The organism is Deltaproteobacteria bacterium PRO3, assembly GCA_030263375.1.
Taxonomy (GTDB): Bacteria; UBA10199; UBA10199; order DSSB01; family DSSB01; genus DSSB01.
The window spans coordinates 1-13465 of the sequence record SZOV01000083.1 but is presented as its reverse complement, the minus strand read 5'-3'; the positions used below and the strand labels follow the sequence as shown (position 1 = coordinate 13465).

Sequence of the window (13465 nt, the reverse complement as noted above, 5' to 3'; positions counted from 1 at the left end):
GGGAAGGGGATGCGCGTCGTCCACAAGCCCGAAGAGCTGGAAGAGGCCGCCCGCTCCGCCGAGCGCGAGGCCCTGGCCTTCTTCAAGGACAAGACGATCTTTTTGGAAAAATACCTCGAGCGACCGCGGCACATCGAGGTCCAGATCCTGGGCGACGAGCACGGCAACCTGGTGCATCTCTACGAGCGCGAGTGCTCGGTGCAGCGGCGCCACCAAAAGATGATCGAGGAGACGCCGTCCCCTTCGATCGACGCGACATTTCGGGAAGAGATCTGCGCCGCCGCCCTCCGCGTCACCAGGCAGGTCGGCTACGCCTCCGCGGGCACCGTCGAGTTCATCGTCGACGAGGCGGGGCATTTCTATTTCCTCGAGGTCAACACCCGCCTGCAGGTCGAGCACCCGGTGACTGAGGCCGTGACCGGCGTCGACCTGGTGAAGGCGCAGATCCTGGTCGCGGAGGGCCACGCGCTGCCCTTGAAGCAGGAGGACATCCGCCAGCGCGGCCACGCCGTCGAGTGCCGCCTCTACGCCGAGGACCCCGAAAATCACTTTCTCCCGGCCGAAGGCAGCGTCGGCGTCCTGGTCGAGCCCCAGCGGCCTGGGATCCGCGTCGACTCGGCCCTCGAGGCGGGAAAGCCGGTGCTCTCCCTCTACGACCCGATGCTCGCCAAGCTGATCGCCGTGGGCTTCAACCGCAAGGAGGCCCTGATGAAGATGGACGCCTTGCTGCGCGACTACGTCCTGCTGGGGATCCGGCACAATCTCGATTTCCTGCGCTATACGCTCAATTCCAAGGCCTTCCAGGAGGGCCGCTACCACACCCACAGCGTGGCCGAGCTCCTCGCGGAATATTTGGAAAAGCGCGGTCCCGACAAGCCGGCGCCGGACCTGGCCTACGCGATCGCCGCCCTGGCCGGGAAGGGGGGCGCCGCGCCGGCGGCCGGCGCCGAGGCGCCGCGGGCCGAACCGACGGCCGCGCTGAAAGGATTCAAGAACGCCTGATGAAGACCGAGTTTCAAATCGGCGGCGAAACCGCCGCGGCGGAGTGGTCCCGGGACGGCGATCTCGTCACGATGCGCCTGCTCGAGCGCGAGCTGAAGGTCGAGATCCTGCGCTGGGAGCCTCCCTTTTTCACCGTGCGGCACTGCGGCCACCGCATTCACGGGGCCTTCTATCGCAATGCCGATTTCGTCGACGTCCACCTCCCCAAGGGCAATTTCCGGATCCGCTTTCCGAAGGCGGCCCGAGGCGGCAAGGCCGCGGCCCACGCCGGGGGGCTGAGCTCGCCGATGCCGGGCAAGGTGGTCAAGGTCTTCGTCAAGGCCGGCGACGCGGTCAAGAAGGGCGACCTGCTGATGATGCTCGAGGCGATGAAGATGGAGCACAAGATCCTGAGCCCGCAGGACGGTAAGGTAAAGAAGATCCTGTTCCAAGAGGGCGAGCGGGTCGGTCAGGATAGCGAGTTGCTCGAGATCGGCGAATAGGCCGGTTTTTTTTCTACCAACTTCCCGAGGCGCCTCCGCCGCCGAATTTCCCGCCGCCGCCGCGATAGCCCGACTTGCCCCCAAGTCCAATCCCCGCGAGCAGGACCTGTAAAAAGTTGAGCGTTAGGTCCGCGTATTTTCCCGAAAACTTTCGGTGGTAGACCACGCGCCCGCGGCTCGAGATCGTCATCTCGCCGCCCAGCAGGACGACGAGCAGGACGAAGGCCCCCAATCCTCCCAGGACGAGCAGCAAGGGCTTGAGGTCCTTCGGCGACGTTTCGCCCGGCGCGGGGGCCTGCGGCTGGGGGCTGAGGACTCCGGAGTCGTCCAGGATGTAGCCCTGGGGCGGAGGCGGCAGGGGACGGGCCGTGAGCGGCGGCAGCCACGCCAGGGCGACGCCGATTCCGATAAGGAGCAACTTGAGGAACGTGATTCTCCCCATGGCGGCAATTTATGATGTTCTTTGCGATAGCGCGATGCTATTTTTTTTCGCCGGTGTTACCCAAGATTTTGGGAATTCGAAGGAAAAGGTGTCCTATGGAATATAGCCCTGAAAAAGCGACCCTGGCGATCAGCCTGATGGCGGCGCTGGCCGACGGCGACAAGGCGAGCCCGGAGCGGGAGCAGCTCAAGAAGGCGGCGGAATCCTTCTCCGACCCCAACTTGAATCTGATGCAAGTCTACCAGGAGGTCCTGCTCGGCAAGGTGGGCTTGCCGCAGCTGGTCCAGGTCCTGGACGGCCGCGAGCGGCGCCTGCTGGCCTACGAGATGGCGGTGGCTGTTTGTGACGCGGACGGGGTCGCCAACGAAGCCGAAAAGAAATTTTTAGAAGACCTGCGCCGCGAGCTGGGCCTGGAAGAGGCGGCCGCCGTCCCCATCTTCCGTCAGGCCGAAGAGTTGGCCGCTGCGCCCTTGGCCGCGGCCGCCGGGACCTCCGGCTCCGCCGCGAGGCCGGCGGTCGACGAGGCCGCCCTCGACAAATCGATCCTGAACTACGCTATCCTCAACGGGGCCCTCGAGCTCTTGCCCAATTCCCTCGCTACCATGGCGATCATCCCCCTGCAGACCAAGATGGTCTACGAGATCGGCCAGAGCTACGGCTTCAGCCTGGACCGCGGGCACATCAAGGACTTCATGGCGACCATCGGGATCGGCATGACCTCGCAGGTCCTCGAAAACTACGCGAAGAAATTCCTCGGCAAGTTTTTGAAAAAATCCCTGGGTGGGCTGTTGGGCGGCCTGGGCCGCCAGGCGACCAGCTCGGGTTTCTCCTTCGCCAGCACCTACGCCCTGGGGCAGTTGGCCAAAAGTTACTACGCCCAGGGCCGGCGTCTCGATTCTGGACAACTGAAGGGCGCTTTTCAAGACCTCCTCAGCGGCGCGCAAGGTCTGCAGGAGAAGTATTTGGGCCAGATCCAGCAAAAGGCGCAGGGGCTGGACGTTTCGCAGATCCTCTCGATGGTGCGTCGGTAAGGGCGGGGCCATCGACGGAAGGTCGACGGCGCGCTAACCGCATTTCAGGCGTTTGCACTCACGGTGGCGGAAACAGTCGACCAGGTGGTCGTTGACCATGCCGACCGCCTGCATGTGCGCGTAGAGGATCGTCGAGCCGACGAAGTTGAAGCCGTGCTTCTTCATGTCCTTGCTGAAGGCGTCCGAGACCTCGGTCTTCGCGGGTATTTCTTTCAAGCTTTGGAAGGCGTTGTGCCGCGGCTTGCCGCCGACGAAGGCCCAGCTGTACGCGGCGAAGCTGCCGAATTCCTTTTGCACCTCCAAAAAGGCGCGGGCATTGCGGATCGCCGCCTCGACCTTGAGGCGGTTGCGCACGATCCCCGGGTCATTGAGCAGTCGCCGGACGTCGGCGGCGTCGAAGCGCGCGACCTTGCGCGGGTCGAAGCCGGCAAAGGCTTTGCGGTAGTTTTCGCGCTTGCGCAGGATGGTGATCCAGCTGAGGCCCGCCTGGGCCCCCTCGAGGATCAGGAATTCGAAGAGCTTGCGGTCGTCGAAGACCGGGACGCCCCATTCCTCGTCGTGATAGCGGACGTAAAGCGGGTCCTCGCCGGCCCAGCCGCAGCGGATGATCTTGGACGCGGTCATGGTTCCTCCTTGCGGTATTTCCGCCTGGTTATCTCAGGGCAGGGGCTTCAGGCAACCTTCTCCGCCATCGGCCGATTTCCCTCCCGTTCTATGAACGGTGGGCACTTTATCCATTCCCGGACCTTTGGTCTCGGGTCCAACGCGGGCACGACGTCTCGATACCCCCGACCGGCGGAGTTGTGGCGCCATGTATCCGCGGCGTTTCGGGCCCTGGCGATAGACTGCCGGGATGAGGTCGCCGTTTCCGCCTTGATCCGAGGATTGGAAGCAAACGGCGACCCGAGGGCCGCCCTCGCCTCCTTGTCCCCGGGCGAGCGCGATGAGATCCTGTCCCACGTCGGGGCGGCTCGTTTCGCGGAGCTCTCGGCTATCGCCGCCGAGCAAGACCCCGAACTTTTCTTCGAACAACTCCTGAACTTTTGGTTGCGGCTCGATGGCGAGGCGCAGGCGGCGTCTCAGGTCGCCGGACTGAGCGTCCTGGCTGAGGCGCCCGACGAGGGGAGTAGGCCCGCTCGGATTCGAGAAATGGCCCAGCGCGAACGTGACACGCGGATGGGGCGAGGGCCGGCGGGGCCTCGTGCGGAATTTTTGCTGCGCCACTTCGCGGGAGGGGCCACGGACCCCGCGACGATCTTTCCCATGCTGGGGGCCTCGATTCTCGGCAGGACGCTCAAGGCCGGTTTGCTGTCCCGGCTGTTGGGCGGCTCGGAGGCGGCTTGGTACTCGCGCGGGATCGGGGCGAGGATGACGGCGGGCCTCACGGCCTTTCAAGCGGAGACCTTCGTCTTTGCCCTGGGGCATCGCGCCTTACATTCGGGTCCCCAAAGCTCCTTGGCCTCGGAGTGGGCCCGCTCGGCCCTGGGCCTGGGGGCCCTCCAGCTGGGTGCCGCCGTGGGCGGGAAGGCCATTGGATTCCTGGGAGGGCCGGGGACGATCATGTGTCTGGGCAGAGGGGCCTTGACGCCGACCTTTATCTTTTTGGGTCTCAACCTCGCGGCCCAGGCCGAGGCGAAGTTGGGGCTTCGTCCGAGCGCGGAACCCGCGACCTTGGCCGTCGACAGCCTGGCGGCGATGCTGAGCCTGGGGGCGGGGATGGGACTCGGCAGGCGATTCCTGGGTCCCCGCTTCGCGGCCTTCGAAAGGGAGTTGGATTGGCGATCCAGCCTGTCGAGGCAGGCCGCACCGGCTCAAACTTGGGCACCCGCGCTCGCCCCGGTTGGAGGGGCGCGGTCCCAGACGGCCCCTCGTGCCCCCGCGCTGTGGATGAGCGCGCTTCAAGAGCCGGGGGCCTCGGCTTCTTTGCCTTCGCCGGGAGGGGTTTCTTCTACTCCGCAGCGTCTTCCTAAGAAAATTCATTCCTCGCAGGGCGTCGACTATCCCTTCGACTTGCTTCTCGACGCTCCCCAGGGCCTGTGGCGAGGCGAGGATCCGGCCTTGGTCGGCACGCGCCTCGCGATTGCCGAGCGTGACGGCGGTGTCTTGTACGCGAAGATCGAGAAGCACGCCGTGAACCGAGAGGGGGATCCCATCACGCCGGAAGGCGCCCTCAAGGTGCATCTCGTCTTGGAAGAGGGCGAGACGCGGGGCAAGGCCTTCGTCTATTCGGACCGCGAGGCCATCACCCTTCATTTCATCGACCTCGAGGAGACGATGATCACCCATGGGCCGCCGATGCGTCCAGGCGCCGGCAGCATTTTTTTTACCTGGTTGGCCGAGCAGGCGAAGGCGGAAGGAAAGCGCTTCAACGTCACCCGCATCACCAGTCCGCAGACCACGAAGATCCTGCTGAAGCAGAACCTCATGGACCTGAAGACCTCCTGCGTGGAGGCCTGCAATCGCATCAATCCCGAGTCTTACGACGAGGAGTATCGAGTTGTGGGGAGTTTCGCGCTGGGAGATGCCGGCGGCTGGGGCCGCTATCGTCGGGACGTTGATTTTTTCAACGTCTTCGGCGACTAGGCTTTCGCCGCTCCTTAGACTGGCGACGTTGACGGGTCTTGTATTAGTCGGCCATTCCTCGCCGAAATGTTTTCCAAAGTAAGATTGTCGGTTTACGTGGGGTTAAAGAGCAACCGCCGGAGCTTGTTGCGGGTGCGGTGGAGGTGTCCGTCCCAACTGTAAATTGGGCGCTAGCCTCGTTGTTGGACGGTTGGACTTCGTTGTCGGCGGTTAACGTCGCATTATTCAGAATGGCGGCGCCCAGGGCGGCGCTTTCGCGCACTTTCGCGGTGATTAGGACTCTGATCATCTCACCGTCGGCGACGGCGCCGAAGTCGCAAGTGACGATCTGGTCTTGGATGGCGCAAAGTCCCCGATCTGCGGTTACTTGTAGGACTTGAATTTCCTCCGGAAGGGTGTCGGTCAGGAAGACGTTAATTCCCTCGATGCTCTCTTTGGAGTCGTTCACGAAAATTTCGTAGAAAAATTCGGTTCCCGGAGCCGCTTCGATAAGGGCGCGTCCCTGGGAATCGAGAGCCGATTTGGTCAAGGATAAATCCGTGGCATGCACCGTGGCCGCCATGGACATGGCGGTGAAAGCCAAAAATATCGCAGTGTTTTTGAAAATCATGTTTTCCCCTTCTTTGAACGTTAAGACGATAAATTACCTAAGGCCCTGGTATCCGAGAATCATGCCCCAAAAAGAGCGCGATCAGAATAATTATCAAACGGCGAAAAATAGGGGCTTTGAAATGACTCACCATTTCGCCGCGACCGAGGTCGCCGTGAAGGTGCCGGCCCCGAGGGCGATCAAATTTCCTGCCGCCGTCCGGATCTCCATCTCGCAGACCGCGATCCGCTTGCCGAGCCGGACGATCCTGCCGGCGGCGACCAGATCGACCTTTTCCACGGGCTCGAGGAGGCGGGTCTGGAACTCGACGGTGGCGATCCAGTTGTCGAAGTGGGGCGCGGCGGTGAACCAGCCCGCGGTGTCGAGCATCGTGGCCATCACCCCGCCGTGGATTTGATGGAAGGCGTGGTCGAAGTTGGGATTGAAGGGCAGGCGTACCAGCGCGCGGCCGGCCTCGTCATAGGAGAGTTTCATCCCGAAGCTTTGAATGATGGGGGCGCTGTCGAAGAGGGCGATCAGCTTCTCCCGGGCGGCCCCGAGGTTTCGCGGAGTCATGAGGAGAAGTTAGCTCTGAAGCGCGTCCCTGTCCATCGCGCTAAGAAAAAAATCGGCGCAGGGATTGGATGGCCGAGGAGGCGAAGTGTTCGGTCCCGTCGAAGAAGTCGTGGATGCCCCGCCAGGCGGAGCGCGCCCCCTCGCCGATCGCCGCGATGGGATCGGGGGTGGGCGGAGGCGGCGGGGGCGGCGTGTAGGTCGGCGGGGTGCATTGGTAGAGCCGTACGCGGCCCGATTCCCAGCGCGCCGTCATGGTCACGTCGCGTTCGACGCTGCGGTAATTCCGGAAAAACAAAACCCCCGTCGGCTCGCTGTATTCCTCGCGCAGGTGGACGGTGACCGGCATCGAGTAGCCGTCGGGCGTGCTCTCGCGGGCGGGGCCTCCCATGTTGTGGGGCTGGACGCAGACCTCGTTGATCCCGCCTAGGCCGCCCAGGCCGAGGGGACCGCCGTAGCCGCAAATGTGGCGATTGAGCTCTTCCTCGAGGGCCTCGCGCGCGCGGGAGATCTCGACTTCGGTGATAGAGCCGTCGTTGGAAAGGAGTCCGTCTGAAGAGTTTTCCCCGGCTTCGGGGCCATAGTAGGCCGAGCCGCGGCTGACGCCGTCGGGCCCGGTGAGCGAAACACGTCCCATAACATCCCTTTTGGCCCCTTTGAGTTATCGGCCAAAAGGTCGGGGAGTTGCGGGAGGGGTCTAGGAAAGCCCCCGGAAGAAACGGGTCATCTGCTCGAGGGCGGCCTGTTCCTGGGGAATCAGCCCGGAGAAGCAGTAGAAGGCGTGCGGCATGCCCTCGTAGACTTTGAAGTCGAGGGCCACCCCGGCCTCGCGCAGCTTGGCGGCGAAGGCGCGGTTGTCGTCGACCAAGGGGTCCTCGTCGCCCGCGATCAGGCAGGTCGGGGGCAGGCCACGCAGGTCGCCGTAGATCGGGCTGACCAAGGGGTGGGTCCAGGCGTCGCAATTGACGTAGCCGCCGCGCACCGCGCCGAGGAAGGCGGCATCGTAGACGATGCCGTCGAAGGCGAGGCGGCGCCAGGAATCGTATTTTTCCAGCTGGAAGTCGGTCACCGGGCAGAGGCAGAGCAGGGCCTCGGGCAGAGGTTCGGCGACTTCCTTCAGCTTGAGCGCGAGGGCGGGAGAGAGGTTGCCGCCGGCGCTGTCGCCGCCCACGAAGAGGCGCCGCGGATCGGCCCCAAGCTCGGAGGCGTGTCGTCGCAGCCAGCGGTAGGCGGCGAGGCAGTCCTCGAGTCCCGCCGGAAAGGGATGCTCGGGGGCGAGTCGGTAGTCGATCGCGAAGATCAAGAGGCCCGCCATCGAGCTGAGCTTTTTATGGAAGGAGGCGTAGTCGTCGGAGGATTCCAGGGACCAGCCGCCGCCGTGGATGTAGAGGAGGACGGGCGGATTCGGGTTGGAGGGGGTGTAGACCAGGCAACGAATTTCCTGGCCGGCCTCCGCGCCGGGGATGCGCCGCTCGCTGCGGGTGACGTCGGGGTAATAGTCGGGCGGCAGGGACGCGTCGAAGCGAAAGGCCCGGCGCAGGTCCTGGGCGATGACGCGCTTGGTCGGTCCGTGGAACCCGAGGATGAATTCGTAGATCTTTTCGGTGTCGGCGTTGGGCATGGGGCCTCCGCGGCAAGCTTAATCGATTCCTCGGGCGCCACGAAACAATTATCCGCGGGCCTTTCCACGGCTAGGGGGATGGACTACAATGTTGACGATGGGGAGGAAGAAATGATGAAAAAGCGCATACCATGGGCCTTTGCGACCTTCCTTGCGGCGATGGCCTTGAGCTCCGGGGCTATTGCCCAGACTTTCATGAGCAATTTCTGGAACAAGGTCTTTCGCCAGGATATCAGCGTCTCCAAGCCCCAGGCCGTACCCCCGGCGCCCGCCGATTCGGAGATCACGGCGGTTCGACCGGAAGCGGCCCGACTGCTCCTCCCTTCCAAATGCGAGACCTATCGTCCCTATGTCGAGCAGGCCAAGGCCGAGATGGAAAAGCGCAACGCCTTGGAAGCCAACGCCTGCCAGCTCTACAAGAGTTGGGCGGAGCTGTGGCGCAGCTCGGAGTGCGATGCCCAGGCCTTCGCCGAGGCCGAGGCCGTCCAGTGCCCCTCGACTTGGGCGGCGACTCGCTTCGAGGTCGGGGCGCAGCCTTCGGCGTTGATGAGGCCCTCCTGCGACGAGATCTTCGGTAAGTGGCAGACCTCTTCTAACTGGGCCCATGCCGGGATCCAAGCCTGCGACTATTCCTTGTTTGAGACCGGCTGCCGCCCCATGGCGGAGGCCGCCGAGGATTGCGGGGCCTGGCAGTGCCAGCAGAATTGCACCCTCAAGTACGCCTGCGATGCCGAGGGCTTCAAGCGCCTGGTCTCGGCGACCCCGATTTATTTCAACGACCCGCCCCGCTTGCAAGGCTGCATGGACCAGCTGCGGCGCGCGGGGCTTTAGCCGTGTGGCTGGGGAGAGTTTCCATTCTCAAGGGAGGTAGCATGGATCCAAAGCGGTGGTGCTTAGTCGTAGGGCTTATCGGGTTGGCGGCTTGTAGCGGCGGCGGACTTTCTCCGGAACAGCGCGAAGGGGGCGGGGTGGAAGCCTCTGCCCCTCGAGGGGAAGGAGGGGATGCCGGCATAGGGGGCGAGGCGCCCGCCAAGTCCGAGGCGCCGGGGGCTTTCACCGCGACGGCTCCGGAGGCTCCAAGTCTTCCTGGAGGCGGCGTGGAGCCCGCGACACCGAGCTTGCCCGGAGGCTTGGTGCGCGCCCCTGTCTCCGCGATTTCTCCGGTTACCCGCGCCGAACTGTCGGGCGTGCTCCTGCCGGGCTCAGGCGCCGAGTCGATACAGCAAAAGGCCTGCCTTGGAAAATACAACCAATGCATAGCTTTGGCCGCGGGAAGCGCCGACGCGGTGGAAAAGCAGCGAGGCTGTACTTCGGTCTACAACGCCTGTCTGGCGGACAAGACCGAGGAAGAGAAGTGCGAGGATGGTTACGGCGCCTGTATGACGGCCATCCCCGACGACGCCTACAAGATCGAGGCCCAGCGGGCCTGTCTCCGCGGCCGGGACAACTGTATCGCCGCGAAAGTTTATCCGGGATGCTGCGACAACGCCTATAACTCCTGCCTGGCCGGCATTCCCGCCGGGGAGTACCGCCGCGAGCGCGAGCGCGGCTGCGTCACTGCCCATGAGCAGTGCATGGCGCGTTACTATTGCGAATAACGCGGCCGTTGCTGAGGCCTGGATGCCCGGAAAGAGAATGTTTCTGGACGAATCATGCGCTGTATAAATGTCAATTTATTATCTTAACAGCACATATATGGGCGTTCGCCCGGCTCCTCTTGCAATCTTGGCTGTTTTATAACTACATCATTTTATTAAATTTTATAGATTAATTCCCTGGGGGCTGGGTTTCATTGGCATGCCGCTTGCTATATGTGTCTTTTGTCAATCGCCGCACGATGCGGTGAAGAAGGGAAAAAAAGGCACACGATATGAGTAAGCGAGTTCATGCATCCACCGAGGGGGTCGTCTCGATCCTGAAGTCCTCGGGGTCTTTCAAGGAAATCACCGGCGGTTCGGATTTCAAGGTGCGCGCGCGCGCGGCGCTGCGCGGCCAAAAGGTCCACCACCCCGAGGTCGAGACCTCGGGCTTCGGCAGTCGCCCCAGCTTCAGCGTCGGCAACGATTTCGGGACCATCAAGTCCGATCCGGACGCCTACAGCAAGATCCTGCGCGGCGAGTCGCGCAAGTCGGCGAAGCGGGCGGACCGCTACGAGCGCAAGGCCCTGGCCCGCTCACACCGCCCCAAGCGGCCACAGGTCGACGCGGAGCTCGTCGCGAAGTATTCCAAAAAGAAGAACCGCAAGGCCCCGCGCCGCGAGCGCCCGACGCCGAGCCTGGCGATGGTCTACGCCTACGGCACCCGCTCCTTGAGCCTGCGTCCCTACTATTCCCTGGCCTTCAAGGGCGCCAAGGAGGCGGTGCGGGCCTTTCGGCGCGGCGAGATCCTGGCGAACAGCCTGGTGCACTTCGTGAATCCGAAGGACCGCCAGCCGGTCTTCCCCAGCGACCCGATGAAGCTGTATTTCTACAACGGCTCCCTGGTCCGGACGATTTGATCGCGGCGGCGGTGGTGCTCGACTCGGCCGGTGCTTTGCGATAAGTTGCCGGCATGAGCCAAATCCTCCTCACCGAAGTCGGCCCGCGCGACGGCCTGCAGAACGAAAAGGGCCTCGTGCCCACCGAGGCCAAACTGGCCTTCCTCGACGCCTTGGTCGACGCCGGCGTGACCCACGTCGAGGCCGGGTCCTTCGTCAGCCCCAAGTGGGTGCCGGCGATGGCGGATACTCCCGAGATCTTTCAGCGGCTGAGGCGCAGGCCCGGCGTGAAATACATCGCCCTGGTGCCCAACCTCCGCGGCCTCGAGGGCGCCCTGGCCCTGCAGGTGACCGACATCGCGGTCTTCACCGCCGCCTCCGAGACCTTCAATAAAAAGAATATCAACATGTCGATCGGCGAGTCCCTGGCCGGGATCCGCGAGGTCGCCCGCATCGCCAAGCAGAACGGGATGTGGATCCGCGGCTACGTCTCGACCTGCTTCGGCTGCCCTTACGAGGGCAAGGTCCCGCCCGCCAAGGTCGCCGAGGTCGCGGGCCAGTTGGCCGAGATCGGCGTCGACGAGCTCTCGATCGGCGACACCATCGGTGTGGCGACTCCCAACCAGGTCCCGGAGATCGTCGGCCTCGCCGCCGAGCGCACGCCCCTGGAAAACATCGCCTTGCACTTCCACGACACCCGCGGCACCGCCTTGGCCAATGTCCTCGCCGGCCTCGAGGCCGGCGTCCGCAAATTCGACAGCTCGGCCGGCGGCCTGGGCGGCTGCCCCTATGCCCCCGGCGCCTCGGGCAATCTCGCCACCGAGGACCTCTTGTATATGTTGCACGGGATGGGTCACGAGACGGGCATCGATCTCGACAAGATCGTCGCCGCCTCGCGGGGCATCGCCGATGCCCTCGGCCGGGCCCTGCCCAGCCGCTACCTCCAGGCCCACCTGGCCCAATGTGCGCGGAAAGCCTGAGCTTTCTTGCCGGCGTTGACAGCCCTTCCATGCACTGTTATGTGCAACCCCCTGTGAATCTTGGCTTTTTCCGAGGTGTTTTTTGTTCCAACGATTGAAAAAAGACATCCAGGTGGTCCGCGAGCGCGACCCCGCGGCGCGATCCGGTTGGGAGATCTTCCTCTGCTATCCCGGACTGCACGCGCTCTTCTGGCATCGGGTCAATCACTGGCTGTGGAATCGCAACTTCAAGCTGCTCGCCCGCTGGCTCTCGATGATGGTGCGCTTCTTCACGGCGATCGAGATCCACCCCGGCGCGCGGATCGGCGAGGGCTTCTTCATCGACCACGGCCTGGGGGTCGTGATCGGCGAGACGACGATCATCGGCAAGAACGTCACCATCTACCAGGGCGTGACGCTGGGCGGGACCTCCTGGCGGAAAGAGAAGCGGCATCCCACGGTCGAGGACAACGTCGTCGTCGGGGCCAGCGCGGTGGTCTTGGGCCCCATCACCATCGGGCACGACAGCAAGATCGGGGCCTGCTCGGTGGTGGTGCAGAACGTCCCGCCGCACTCGACGGTGGTCGGCGTGCCGGGCAAGATAGCCTCGCACCCCAAGAACGTCGTCGGCGAGCACTACGACCTCGAGCACGGCGAACTGCCCGATCCCGAGTGGAACGCGATCACCTCGCTCAAGGACGAATTGCAAAGCGTCGAGCAGAAGATCACCAAGCTGATGAAAGAGCGCCCGACCGATTACGAAATTTAGTAGGGGCGAACCTCGTGCTCGCCCTTCCCCGGCGAGGGGACGGTAATTTTCAAACATGCCGCGCAAGCTATGATTTACTTCGACAACAACGCCACCACCCCCATGCTCCCCGAGGTTGAGGCCGCGGTGGCCGAGGCCCAGCGCGCCTTCGGCAACGCCGGCAGCGTGCACGGGGCGGGCCGGGAGGCCCGGCGGCGGCTCGACGAGGCCCGGGAGCGGATCGCGGGGGTCCTGCGGGTGCCCGCGTCAACGCTCACCTTCACCTCGGGCGCGACCGAGGCGCTGAACGCCGCGATGCTTGCGACCCTGGCCTACGGCTCGGGGCCGCGGCATTTGATCGTCTCACAGGTCGAGCACGCGGCGGTGCTTAGGACGGCGGAATTTCTCGAGGCCCACGGCGTCGAGGTGAGCTACGTGGAGGTCGACGCCGAGGGGCGTCTGGAGCCGGAGGCGGTTGAGGCTGCGATCCGTCCGCACACACGCCTGATCGCGGCGATGTTCGCCAACAACGAGACGGGCAACCTTTATCCGGTCAAGCGCCTCGGCGAGATCGCCCGCGCGCGGGGTGTTCCCTACCTCTGCGACGCGGTACAGGCGGCGGGAAAGCTCGAGCTGGACCTGTCGCTCCTGCCCATCGACCTGAGCGCCTTGTCGGCGCATAAGTTTCACGGGCCCAAGGGCGTCGGGTTGCTTTACGCCCGCAAGGGCCTCGAGCTCCGGCCCCTGCTCCACGGGGGCCGGCAGGAACGCGGGCTGCGCGCGGGCACCGAGAACGTCCCCGGCATCGTCGGCATGGCCGTCGCCCTCGAGCTGGCGGCGCGAAATTTGTTCGAGGACCAGCGGCGCGTCGCGCGGCTGCGCGACCGGCTGCAGGCGGGATTGGTCGAGAGGGTCCCCGGCTTGACAGTCCTCGGCGATGCCGAACACCGCGTCGCGAA

Annotated in this window: 17 protein-coding genes and 1 pseudogene; 10 read left to right on the top strand and 8 right to left on the bottom strand. The window is 64.3% G+C overall.

Features of this window, described 5'->3' with window-relative positions; genetic code table 11:
• Positions 1-1002: acetyl-CoA carboxylase biotin carboxylase subunit (locus FBR05_12000; GenBank protein ID MDL1872905.1), on the top strand; the 1002-nt coding region annotated here is incomplete at its 5' end.
• A complete protein-coding gene (locus tag FBR05_11995; GenBank protein MDL1872904.1) occupies positions 1002-1484 on the top strand; it encodes a biotin/lipoyl-binding protein in 483 nt (160 codons plus the stop codon). The genes FBR05_12000 and FBR05_11995, both read left to right, overlap by 1 nt.
• A gap of 13 nt (positions 1485-1497) precedes the next feature.
• Here the strand turns inward: FBR05_11995 and FBR05_11990 are convergent.
• A pseudogene (locus FBR05_11990) lies at positions 1498-1578 on the bottom strand (methanol dehydrogenase).
• 443 nt (positions 1579-2021) lie between these two features.
• On the opposite strand from FBR05_11990, the gene FBR05_11985 reads away from it, so the two are divergent.
• Positions 2022-2957: a DUF697 domain-containing protein gene (locus tag FBR05_11985; GenBank protein MDL1872903.1), complete on the top strand. Its 936-nt coding sequence runs from the start codon at positions 2022-2024 to the stop codon at positions 2955-2957.
• A gap of 33 nt (positions 2958-2990) precedes the next feature.
• Here FBR05_11985 and FBR05_11980 read toward each other — a convergent pair whose 3' ends face one another.
• The 3 genes from FBR05_11980 to FBR05_11970 all read right to left on the bottom strand — a co-directional run bounded on the left by FBR05_11980 (position 2991) and on the right by FBR05_11970 (position 4782).
• Entirely contained in the window at positions 2991-3581 is a 591-nt protein-coding gene (locus FBR05_11980) for a DNA-3-methyladenine glycosylase I (GenBank protein ID MDL1872902.1), read from the bottom strand.
• A gap of 455 nt (positions 3582-4036) precedes the next feature.
• Entirely contained in the window at positions 4037-4342 is a 306-nt protein-coding gene (locus FBR05_11975) for a hypothetical protein (GenBank protein MDL1872901.1), read from the bottom strand.
• 224 nt (positions 4343-4566) lie between these two features.
• Positions 4567-4782 carry a hypothetical protein gene (locus FBR05_11970; GenBank protein MDL1872900.1) on the bottom strand — a complete coding sequence of 72 codons (216 nt, stop codon included), beginning with the start codon at positions 4780-4782 and terminating at the stop codon, positions 4567-4569.
• Positions 4783-4844: 62 nt separating this feature from the next.
• Here FBR05_11970 and FBR05_11965 point away from each other — a divergent pair, with 62 nt between their 5' ends.
• On the top strand, positions 4845-5540 hold the full coding sequence (locus tag FBR05_11965) for a hypothetical protein (GenBank protein MDL1872899.1): 696 nt from the start codon (positions 4845-4847) through the stop codon (positions 5538-5540).
• 43 nt (positions 5541-5583) lie between these two features.
• Here the strand turns inward: FBR05_11965 and FBR05_11960 are convergent, their stop codons facing one another.
• From FBR05_11960 to FBR05_11945, 4 genes are all read right to left on the bottom strand, one after another.
• Entirely contained in the window at positions 5584-6150 is a 567-nt protein-coding gene (locus FBR05_11960) for a hypothetical protein (GenBank protein MDL1872898.1), read from the bottom strand.
• Between the two features lie 126 nt (positions 6151-6276).
• A complete protein-coding gene (locus FBR05_11955) occupies positions 6277-6705 on the bottom strand; it encodes a PaaI family thioesterase (GenBank protein ID MDL1872897.1) in 429 nt (142 codons plus the stop codon).
• A gap of 40 nt (positions 6706-6745) precedes the next feature.
• The gene (locus tag FBR05_11950) at positions 6746-7339 is read right to left on the bottom strand and encodes a hypothetical protein (protein ID MDL1872896.1); all 594 of its coding nucleotides are present in this window, start codon (positions 7337-7339) and stop codon (positions 6746-6748) included.
• 60 nt (positions 7340-7399) lie between these two features.
• Positions 7400-8323, bottom strand: coding sequence for an alpha/beta hydrolase (locus FBR05_11945; protein MDL1872895.1), 924 nt, complete (start codon positions 8321-8323; stop codon positions 7400-7402).
• 111 nt (positions 8324-8434) lie between these two features.
• Between FBR05_11945 and FBR05_11940 the strand changes: the two genes are divergently transcribed.
• The 6 genes from FBR05_11940 to FBR05_11915 all read left to right on the top strand — a co-directional run.
• Positions 8435-9154: a hypothetical protein gene (locus tag FBR05_11940; GenBank protein MDL1872894.1), complete on the top strand. Its 720-nt coding sequence runs from the start codon at positions 8435-8437 to the stop codon at positions 9152-9154.
• A 302-nt stretch (positions 9155-9456) separates the two neighbouring features.
• On the top strand, positions 9457-9921 hold the full coding sequence (locus tag FBR05_11935; GenBank protein MDL1872893.1) for a hypothetical protein: 465 nt from the start codon (positions 9457-9459) through the stop codon (positions 9919-9921).
• Positions 9922-10193: 272 nt separating this feature from the next.
• A complete protein-coding gene (locus tag FBR05_11930) occupies positions 10194-10820 on the top strand; it encodes a hypothetical protein (protein ID MDL1872892.1) in 627 nt (208 codons plus the stop codon).
• Positions 10821-10873: 53 nt separating this feature from the next.
• Positions 10874-11779: a hydroxymethylglutaryl-CoA lyase gene (locus FBR05_11925; GenBank protein ID MDL1872891.1), complete on the top strand. Its 906-nt coding sequence runs from the start codon at positions 10874-10876 to the stop codon at positions 11777-11779.
• 82 nt (positions 11780-11861) lie between these two features.
• Positions 11862-12527 (top strand): serine O-acetyltransferase, encoded by a 666-nt coding sequence (gene cysE / locus FBR05_11920; GenBank protein MDL1872890.1) that lies wholly within the window; start codon positions 11862-11864, stop codon positions 12525-12527.
• Between the two features lie 69 nt (positions 12528-12596).
• Positions 12597-13465: cysteine desulfurase (locus FBR05_11915; protein MDL1872889.1), on the top strand; the 869-nt coding region annotated here is incomplete at its 3' end.